Origin of the sequence: Nocardia araoensis NBRC 100135, assembly GCF_000308435.1 — a bacterium.
Classification (GTDB): Bacteria; Actinomycetota; Actinomycetes; order Mycobacteriales; family Mycobacteriaceae; genus Nocardia; species Nocardia araoensis.
In genome coordinates this window covers 1-8,705 of the sequence record NZ_BAFR01000140.1, presented here as the reverse complement: position 1 = coordinate 8,705, position 8,705 = coordinate 1, and the positions used below count along the sequence as shown (strand labels likewise).

Sequence of the window (8,705 nt, the reverse complement as noted above, 5' to 3'; positions counted from 1 at the left end):
ATGGCCGGACTGCTGCGCGCCCCGGCCGCGACCACGCTGGTCACGGCGTTGCGCAGCAATTTCGATCTGCCGGTGCACGTGCACACCCACGACACCCCGGGCGGGCAGCTGGCCACCTACCTGGCCGCATGGCAGGCCGGCGCCGACGCGGTGGACGGCGCGAGCGCCGCGATGGCGGGCACCACCAGCCAGCCGGCGCTCTCGGCGATCGTCGCGGCGGCGGCGCACAGCGAGTACGACACCGGGTTGAACCTGCAGAACGTGTGCGACCTGGAGCCGTACTGGGAGGCGCTGCGGAAGGTGTACGCGCCGTTCGAGTCCGGCCTGCCCGCGCCGACCGGCCGCGTCTATACCCACGAGATCCCCGGCGGGCAGTTGTCGAACCTGCGCCAGCAGGCGATCGCGCTCGGGTTGGGCGACCGGTTCGAGGAGGTGGAGGCGAAATACGCCGCCGCCGACCGACTGCTCGGCCGCTTGGTGAAGGTGACCCCGTCCTCGAAGGTCGTCGGTGACCTGGCGCTGGCGCTGGTGGGCACCGGCGTCGAGGTCGAGGATTTCGCCGCCGACCCCGGCCGCTACGACATCCCGGACTCGGTGATCGGGTTCCTGCGCGGGGAACTGGGCACACCCGCCGGTGGCTGGCCCGAACCGTTCCGCACCAAGGCGCTGGCCGGGCGTGGCGCGGCCAAGCCAGAGACACCGTTGACGCCCGCGGACGAGAAGGGTCTGTCCGGCAGCTCCGAAGAGCGCCGGGCGACGTTGAACCGGCTGCTGTTCCCCGGCCCGACCGCCGAATTCCTCGCCCATCGCGAGAAGTACGGCGACACCTCCGGCTTGTCGGCCAACCAGTTCTTCTACGGGCTGCGCCGCGGCGAGGAACACCGGGTGCAGTTGGAGAAGGGCGTCACCCTGCTCATCGGCCTGGAAGCGATCTCCGAGCCCGACGAGCGCGGTATGCGCACGGTGATGTGCATCCTCAACGGGCAGTTGCGGCCGGTGGCGGTGCGCGACCGGTCGATCGCCAGCGAGATCCCGGCGGCGGAGAAAGCCGACAAGACCAACCCCGGCCACGTCGCGGCGCCGTTCGCCGGTGTCGTCACCCTTGCGGTTACCGAAGGCGATTCGGTCGCGGCGGGCGACACCATCGGCACCATCGAAGCCATGAAGATGGAGGCCGCGATCACCGCGCCGCGCGCGGGCATCGTCGGCCGCGTCGCCATCGGCTCCGTACAGCAGGTCGAAGGCGGTGACCTGCTCATCGAACTGGCGGTACGGGAGTCGTCGGCCGGATGACGCGGATCGTCGCGGGCGCGGCGGGCGGACGGCGCCTCCGGGTGCCGCCGTCCGGCACCCGCCCGACCTCCGACCGCGTCCGGGAGGCGCTGTTCAGCGCGTTGGATGCCCGGCTGGACTTCGCGGGCGCCCGCGTGCTCGACCTGTACGCGGGTTCCGGCGCGCTCGGGCTGGAGGCGCTGTCGCGCGGCGCCGAGTACGCGCTGCTCGTCGAATCCGATCGCAAGGCGGCGGCCGTGGTCCGCGGTAATATCGCCGACCTCGGGCTGCCGGGCGCCGAATTGCGGGTCGCGACAGTGGCCGGTGTGCTGCAACTGGGCGGGGCGGGCGGCTTCGACGTGGTCTTCTCCGACCCGCCCTACGCGGTGGACAACGCCGCGGTGCTGGCCGACCTGAGCGCGCTGACCGAGCGCGATTGGCTGCGTCCCGGAGCGCTGGTCGTGCTGGAGCGTTCGGCGCGATCGCCCGAAATAGCCTGGCCCGCAGGCTTCCTCCCGGCCAAGTCGCGCCGGTACGGCGAAACCCGCATCGAACTGGCGGAGTTCGACCCGGACGAATAGCGCGGGCGCGGCCACTCGTGCCCGGCCGCGTGTGTCCTGCTAGCGTCGCCTCATGGCAGGAGCACTGTGCCCCGGGTCGTTCGACCCCGTGACCTACGGACACCTCGACGTCTTCACCCGGGCGGCGGCCCAATTCGACGAGGTCGTCATCACCGTCATGATCAACCCGAAGAAGCAGGGCATGTTCACCGTCGAGGAGCGCATCGAGATGCTGCGCGAGTCGACCGCACACCTGGGCAACGTCCGGGTGGAATCGTGGCAGGGCCTGCTGGTGGACTTCGCCCGCGAGCAGGGCATCACCGCGGTCGTGAAGGGCCTGCGCGACGCGGGCGACTTCGGTTACGAACTGCAGATGGCGCAGATGAACAAGAAGCTCTCCGGGGTGGACACCTTCTTCATCGCCACCAACCCGACCTTCAGCTTCCTGTCCAGCTCACTGGTCAAAGAGGTCGCCGCATACGGCGGCGACGTCACCGACATGCTGCCCCCCTCGGTCCACAAGCGCCTCATCGACCGCTTGGCCGAACGCAAGAACTGACATCCTCGCCGCGAACCCGAACTGCCCCCGCGCCGCTCCGCAAATCCTGGGAGACGCTTCCTGGGAGACGCTGAGGCAGTGGCGGACCGGGAGGCAGCGGCGGACCACCGGACCCCCATTGCGGAGGCGTGGAGTCAGTCAAGCTTGTCAGTCAAGCTTGCCGGCGTCAGCGCAACCACTGATCACGCAAGAACATGGGTAACTCACCGGGAACGCCCAAGACTCCAGCGCCGTCGACGCAAGACCTGAACGCGACCCGCGTCCCACCTCACTGGTACGGCCTGAATACTCGGAGAGGCGGGCAGTACGGCCTGAATACGCGGAGAGGCGGTTCAGAACACCAGACCGCGCAGGGCCAGGAACCGCATCCCGCCGACCGCGGCGGTGATCGCCAGGATCGCGACGGCCTGGGCGGCGTCCCCGAGACCGGGAGCCCACAGGCCCAGCGCGGCCAGCGCCGCGGTAGTCACACCGAGCCCGACCAACGCGAGCCCGCCGCCTTCCCACTGCGCGGTGAACCACCCGACCCGTTCCGCGGCGTGGAAGGTGAGCTGACGGTGCAACTCGTTGGCGATCATGGTGCTGACGATCGAGCCGACGACGTTGGCGATCAGCGGTCCGACGCCGTGCATGGCGAAGAACAACAGCACATACGCGATGTTGCTGGAGCCGCCGACCAGCGCGAAGCGGATCAGCTGGGCGAAGGCGCGATCGCCGCGCAGGTACCGGGCGAGCCGGCCGAAACTCGTCGCCACCGAGGTCGTCGGCAGTACCGGATGGGGGCCGACCCACGGCACGAAGAAGCTGGTGGCGCTCGGTCTCGGCAGTTCCAGTAGGGTCATCGTCTTTCCGATCGAACACGAGCCATCGGCAGGGACAACAGCGATGGTGTTCGCCTGCTTCCCCCGTCGACTCTTGGCAGGGTCCGTTCGTAGCGCATTCGGCGATCGCTGACGTGTCGGCGCCTGTCAACATTCGACGGCGGGTTGTCCGTACCTCCGGCTTCCTTGTCCGCGATCCGGGGAACGCGGTACGTGCTGAAGATCTTGGTCGACCTTCCAACAAAATGTAACACGAAGCGGAGAGGTGTTCTCCACTTGATTCTGTGGCGTGCGAGACACTGTGACGACACACCGGAAAGGGACTCGGCACGAGCGGTGACGAGGGGCACACTGGGCGTCGGCGGGAAAGTTTCGCCGTGAGTCCGCAGGAGGGTAGTGAGCATGTATCGCGTATTCGAAGCGCTCGACGAACTGGTCGCCATCGTCGAAGAGGCGCGCGGCATCCCCCCGACCCGCAGCTGCATCGTGCCGCGCGGCGACGTGCTCGAACTACTCGACGACGTCCGGGACGCGCTGCCCGGCGAACTCGACGACGCCCAGGACGTGCTCGACCACCGCGACAAGATCGTCTCCGATGCCAGGACCGCGGCCGAGGCCGCCGTGACCGGGGCCAACGAGCAGGCCGAGCACACCATCAGCTCGGCGCGGGAGGAAGCCGATCGCATCCTCGCCGACGCCAAGGCGCACGCCGACCGGATGGTCGCCGAGGCGAGCGCGCACGCCGATCGCCTGGTCGCCTCCGCCCAGGAGGCGGCCGACCGGGTGGTGGCCGACGGCAACGCCGAATACGAGGCGCTGACCGGCCGGGCGCGGGCCGAGTCGGAGCGGATGATCGATGCGGGCAAGGCCGCCTACGACCGCTCCGTCGCCGACGGGCTCGCCGAGCAGGAGCGGCTGGTCACGCAGACCGAGGTGGTCCGCGCCGCGCACGCCGAATCGGCCAGGGTGATCGACGCCGCGCACGCCGAGGCGGATCGCCTGCGCGAGGAATGCGACCACTACGTCGACTCCCGGCTCGCCGATTTCGAGGAGACGCTGACCAGCACGCTGCGCACGGTGGGGCGCGGGCGTCATCAGCTGCGCAGCGGGGCGGGCGCACCCGACTACGCCACCGAATTCCGCAGGTAGCGGCCCTGAGCGTACGGGGCCGCATTTGGGCGCGCACCACGTGATCGCGTATTGTTGAGTGGTTGCCCGTATCCCCTCGACCGTGAGTGAGTTCGTGATGTCCGCCGGTTCCGCGTCGCGTCCCCAATCGGCCAAGCGCCGGTCGCCGGACGCTGCTTTCGTGCTGGACACCCGCAGCCTCGGCCGCAGGCCGGGGAGCATGCGCGAACTGCGCCGCACCGTCACCACCGAGCAGCGGATCGGTCTGGATCTGATCGGCGTTCCCGTGGGCGCGCAGGTGGAGTTCGACCTGCAGTTGCAGGCGGTGTCCGAGGGAGTGCTGGTCACCGGGACGGTCTCGGCGCCGATCGAAGGGGAGTGCTCGCGCTGCCTGGAGCCGTTCACCGATGCGGTCACCCTGCACCTGACCGAGCTGTTCGCCTACCCGGACAGCACCACCGACCAGACCACCGAGGACGACGAGGTCTATCGCATGGACGACGACCTCATCGATCTGGAGCCGGTGGTGATCGACGCCGTCGGCCTGGAGCTGCCGCTGCAGCCGCTGTGTACCCCGGATTGCGCGGGACTGTGCCCGGAATGCGGCGTACGGATGGCGATTGCGGGATCCGACCACCGGCATGAGATACTTGATCCTCGCTGGGCCGGACTGGCTAACTTCGCCTCCGGATCGCCCGGCACAGGCAGCCCCGACGAGGGTGCGGCCGACCGAGACCACTGAGCAAGACCGATCAGCCGAACCGGCAGAGCAATTAGACAGAGGAGAAGTAGTCGTGGCCGTTCCCAAGCGCCGGATGTCCCGTTCCAACACCAGGTCGCGGCGCAGCCAGTGGAAGGCCGCCGCGCCGACCCTGATCACCTGCCCGAACCGCGCCTGCGGCGAGAAGACCCTGCCGCACATCGCCTGCCCGTCCTGCGGTACCTACAAGGGCCGCCAGGTCACCGCAGCGGTCTGATCGTCCGACCTGTCGTAACGACGTGACCGACGAACCAGACTCGTCCGGTGCACACGCGAGCCTACTCGCCGCGTTGGGCGTCGACCTGCAGCCGGATCTGCTGCGTCTAGCACTGACCCATCGGTCCTACGCGTACGAGAACGGCGGTCTGCCGACGAACGAGCGTCTCGAGTTCCTCGGCGACTCCGTGCTCGGGCTGAGCATCACCGAACGGCTGTATCACGAGCATCCCTCGAAGACCGAGGGTGAGCTGGCCAAACTGCGCGCGAGCGTGGTGAACATGCGCGCACTGGCCGAGGTCGCCCGCGGGCTCGGCGAGGGCGGTCTCGGCGCCCACCTGCTGCTCGGCAAGGGCGAGGAGCTCACCGGCGGCCGCGACAAGGAGAGCATCCTCGCCGACGGTATGGAGTCGCTGCTCGGCGCCGTGCACCTGGAGCACGGCATCGAGGTGGCTCGCTCCGTGGTGCTGCGGCTGTTCGCCGAGCTGCTCGAGCGCGGACCGCGGATGGGCGCGGGCCTGGACTGGAAGACGAGCCTGCAGGAACTCACCGCCGAGCGTGGTCTCGGCGTGCCCAGCTACGAGATCACCTCGACCGGGCCGGACCACGACAAAGAGTTCACCGCCACCACGGTGATCGGCGGACGGGCCTACGGGCAGGGCGTCGGCCGGTCCAAGAAGGAAGCGGAGCAGAAGGCCGCGGGCGCCGCCTACGAGGCGCTGACCGCCGAAACCTGACGTGCCAGAACTTCCCGAGGTCGAGGTCGTGCGGCGCGGGCTCGCCGAGCACGTGGTCGGCCGGATGATCGAATCGGTGGCGATCACCCACCCCCGCTCGGTGCGCCGCCATCTCGAAGGCGCCGCCGATCTCGCCGCGCGGCTGACCGGCCTGAAGGTCGTCTCGGCCGAGCGGCGCGGCAAATTCCTCTGGCTCACTTTCGACGATCCGGAAGCGGCCCTGGTCGTGCATCTCGGCATGAGCGGTCAGATGCTGGTGCAGCCCGCCGACGCGCCGCTGGAGAAGCACGCCCACATCCGCGCCACCTTGGGCGACGGCACCCAGCTGCGCTTCGTCGACCAGCGCACCTTCGGCGGCTGGGCGCTCGCGCCGCTGGTCGAGGTGGACGGCACCCTGGTGCCCGAGCCGGTCGCCCATATCGCCCGCGATCCGCTGGATCCGCGTTTCGACGTCGAATCCGTGGTCGCCGTCATCCGCGGCAAGCAGAGCGAGATCAAGCGCGTGCTGCTCGATCAAGGCGTCGTCTCCGGCATCGGCAACATCTACGCGGACGAGGCGCTGTGGCGTGCCGAGATCCACGGTGGCAGACCCGCGTCGGGGCTGTCGAGGCCCGCGGTGCGGAGGTTGCTCGCCGAAGTCGGCGCCGTGATGGGTGAAGCGCTCGCGGCGGGCGGTACGTCGTTCGACGCGCTCTATGTGAACGTCAACGGCCAGTCGGGCTACTTCGAACGCTCCCTCGCCGTATACGGTCGGGAACACGAGCCGTGTCGCCGGTGTGGTGCGCCGATCATCCGCGAGCGGTTCATGAACCGCTCGTCCTACTCCTGCCCGCGCTGCCAGCCGAAGCCTCGTCGTCGTTAGCGCGGGCGAGCTACCGTTTCCTCAGGGCGGTTCGGAATGTCAGCCGACCGTGAGGAAGGGAAGCATGCGCAAGCTCACCTATTACGTCGCGTCGACCATTGACGGATTCATCGCCACCGAGGACGGCTCGGTCGATTTCTTCCCGGTCGGTGGCGACCACGGTCCCTCGATCAACGCGCAGTACCCTGAGACGCTGCCGACCAAGGTGCGTGAGGCGATCGGGTTGGAGGAGCGCAATCGGTACTTCGACACGGTGCTGATGGGACGCAAGACGCACGACTTCGGCGTCCGTACCGGCACCTCCAGTCCCTACGCGCATCTGCGGCAATTCGTGGTCTCGACCACGCTGCCCGAAAGTCCCGATCCGGCTGTCGAGCTGATCTCGGAGAACCCGATCGAGAGGGTTCGGGAACTCAAGCGGGAAAGCGGGCTGGGTATGTGGCTGTGCGGCGGCGGTGAACTGGCGCAGGCGCTGCTGCCGGAGATCGACCAGATCTTCCTCAAGCTCTACCCGATCGTGCTCGGTAGCGGTCGCGCGTTGTTCGGCGCCGGGTCGCGGCTGCCGGAACCGGCCAAGTTCCGGGTGATCACCAGCACGGTGTTCGAGGACGGGGTGGCCTTCGTCAAATACAGCCGGGTGCACTGACCCGGTGCCCGGCCACGAACCGAGCGGGATGCCGGACGGCGCCGCGGCGCCCGGTCCGGAGGCAGCGCTGCGCGAGATCGGCTTCTGGCTGGAGCGCTCCCGCGCGGAGACTCACCGGGTGAAGGCCTACCGGCGCGCCGCCGAGGTTGTCGCGGGCTTGTCCGCCGACGAGCGCGAGGCGCGCCGGGCGGCAGGCACCTGGACCGAGCTCGCGGGCATCGGGCCCAAGACCGCCGCAGTGATCGAGCAGGCGTACGCGGGCGTGGTGCCGCGGTACCTGGCCGAGTTGCGCGCGGCCGCGCAGCCGATCGGGGCGCCGGGCAAGCCGCTGCGCGAGCGACTGCGCGGCGATCTGCACACCCACTCGAACTGGTCCGACGGCGGCAGCCCGATCGAGGAGATGATGCGGGTCGCGGCCGCGCTCGGGCACGAATACTGCGCGCTGACCGATCATTCCCCGCGTCTGACCGTGGCCAACGGCCTGTCCGCCGACCGGTTGCGCAGGCAACTGGACGTGGTCGCGGAACTCAACGACCGGATGGCGCCGTTCCGCATCCTCACCGGCATCGAGGTGGACATCCTCGACGACGGCGCCCTCGATCAGCAGGCGGACCTGCTCACCCGGCTCGACATCGTAGTGGCCAGCGTGCACTCGCGTCTGCGCGACGACAGCGCGACGATGACCGAGCGCATGGCGTACGCGGTCGCCGACCCGAACGTCGACGTGCTCGGCCACTGCACCGGCCGCCTGGTCGCGGGGGGACGAGGCACCAGGCCGGAGTCGACATTCGACGCCGAGGTGGTGTTCGAGGCGTGCCGCGCCTACGGCACCGCCGTGGAGATCAACAGCAGGCCCGAACGCCTCGATCCGCCTTCGCGATTGCTGCGCTTGGCCGCCGAGATGGGTTGCTATTTCTCCATCGACACCGACGCGCACGCACCCGGCCAGCTCGACTGGCAGGGATACGGTTGTGAGCGCGCGATCGCGAACGGCGTCGCGGCGGAGCGGGTGATCAACACCTGGCCGTTGGCGGATCTGCTGGCCTGGACTCGCGCGGCGGCGTGACCGCGGGGTTAACTATTGCCGAACAATACGACTTCGCCTGGGCCGGAAGGCCATTGCGGCCGAGAATAAGGGCCACAC

Annotated in this window: 11 protein-coding genes; 10 read left to right on the top strand and 1 reads right to left on the bottom strand. The window is 69.2% G+C overall.

The window, feature by feature from the left end:
* The 3 genes from ON21_RS19065 to coaD form a co-directional block, all read left to right on the top strand.
* Positions 1-1,293, top strand: a 1,293-nt coding sequence (locus tag ON21_RS19065) for a biotin/lipoyl-containing protein (RefSeq protein WP_039799579.1), incomplete at its 5' end; no start/stop codon positions are given.
* Positions 1,290-1,853 carry a 16S rRNA (guanine(966)-N(2))-methyltransferase RsmD gene (gene rsmD / locus ON21_RS19060; protein ID WP_039799578.1) on the top strand — a complete coding sequence of 188 codons (564 nt, stop codon included), beginning with the start codon at positions 1,290-1,292 and terminating at the stop codon, positions 1,851-1,853. The genes ON21_RS19065 and rsmD, both read left to right, overlap by 4 nt.
* A gap of 52 nt (positions 1,854-1,905) precedes the next feature.
* Positions 1,906-2,391, top strand: coding sequence for a pantetheine-phosphate adenylyltransferase (gene coaD, locus ON21_RS19055; protein ID WP_039799577.1), 486 nt, complete (start codon positions 1,906-1,908; stop codon positions 2,389-2,391).
* Positions 2,392-2,723: 332 nt separating this feature from the next.
* On the opposite strand, the gene ON21_RS19050 is transcribed toward coaD, so the two are convergent.
* Entirely contained in the window at positions 2,724-3,233 is a 510-nt protein-coding gene (locus ON21_RS19050; protein ID WP_039799576.1) for a GtrA family protein, read from the bottom strand.
* 381 nt (positions 3,234-3,614) lie between these two features.
* Here ON21_RS19050 and ON21_RS19045 point away from each other — a divergent pair, with 381 nt between their 5' ends.
* The 7 genes from ON21_RS19045 (at position 3,615) to ON21_RS19015 (ending at position 8,627) form a co-directional block, all read left to right on the top strand.
* A complete protein-coding gene (locus ON21_RS19045) occupies positions 3,615-4,361 on the top strand; it encodes a DivIVA domain-containing protein (RefSeq protein WP_039799575.1) in 747 nt (248 codons plus the stop codon).
* Between the two features lie 97 nt (positions 4,362-4,458).
* Positions 4,459-5,082 carry a YceD family protein gene (locus ON21_RS19040; protein ID WP_174372185.1) on the top strand — a complete coding sequence of 208 codons (624 nt, stop codon included), beginning with the start codon at positions 4,459-4,461 and terminating at the stop codon, positions 5,080-5,082.
* Positions 5,083-5,134: 52 nt separating this feature from the next.
* Positions 5,135-5,317, top strand: coding sequence for a 50S ribosomal protein L32 (gene rpmF / locus ON21_RS19035; RefSeq protein ID WP_039799574.1), 183 nt, complete (start codon positions 5,135-5,137; stop codon positions 5,315-5,317).
* A gap of 22 nt (positions 5,318-5,339) precedes the next feature.
* A complete protein-coding gene (gene rnc / locus ON21_RS19030) occupies positions 5,340-6,053 on the top strand; it encodes a ribonuclease III (RefSeq protein WP_039799573.1) in 714 nt (237 codons plus the stop codon).
* A 1-nt stretch (position 6,054) separates the two neighbouring features.
* Positions 6,055-6,915, top strand: coding sequence for a bifunctional DNA-formamidopyrimidine glycosylase/DNA-(apurinic or apyrimidinic site) lyase (mutM, locus tag ON21_RS19025; RefSeq protein ID WP_039799572.1), 861 nt, complete (start codon positions 6,055-6,057; stop codon positions 6,913-6,915).
* 64 nt (positions 6,916-6,979) lie between these two features.
* Positions 6,980-7,561: a dihydrofolate reductase family protein gene (locus ON21_RS19020; RefSeq protein WP_039799571.1), complete on the top strand. Its 582-nt coding sequence runs from the start codon at positions 6,980-6,982 to the stop codon at positions 7,559-7,561.
* A gap of 28 nt (positions 7,562-7,589) precedes the next feature.
* Complete coding sequence (locus ON21_RS19015; RefSeq protein ID WP_051020982.1) at positions 7,590-8,627, top strand: PHP domain-containing protein; 1,038 nt, start codon at positions 7,590-7,592, stop codon at positions 8,625-8,627.
* The last annotated feature ends 78 nt before the right edge of the window (positions 8,628-8,705 follow it).

Bases quoted from the DNA above. Each gene is read 5' to 3' on its own strand.
- coaD (WP_039799577.1), top strand. From the start codon at position 1,906: ATGGCAGGAGCACTGTGCCCCGGGTCGTTCGACCCCGTGACCTACGGA.
- ON21_RS19045 (WP_039799575.1), top strand. From the start codon at position 3,615: ATGTATCGCGTATTCGAAGCGCTCGACGAACTGGTCGCCATCGTCGAA.
- ON21_RS19020 (WP_039799571.1), top strand. From the start codon at position 6,980: ATGCGCAAGCTCACCTATTACGTCGCGTCGACCATTGACGGATTCATC.
- rsmD (WP_039799578.1), top strand. From the start codon at position 1,290: ATGACGCGGATCGTCGCGGGCGCGGCGGGCGGACGGCGCCTCCGGGTG.
- ON21_RS19040 (WP_174372185.1), top strand. From the start codon at position 4,459: ATGTCCGCCGGTTCCGCGTCGCGTCCCCAATCGGCCAAGCGCCGGTCG.
- ON21_RS19050 (WP_039799576.1), bottom strand. From the start codon at position 3,233: ATGACCCTACTGGAACTGCCGAGACCGAGCGCCACCAGCTTCTTCGTG.
- ON21_RS19015 (WP_051020982.1), top strand. From the start codon at position 7,590: ATGCCGGACGGCGCCGCGGCGCCCGGTCCGGAGGCAGCGCTGCGCGAG.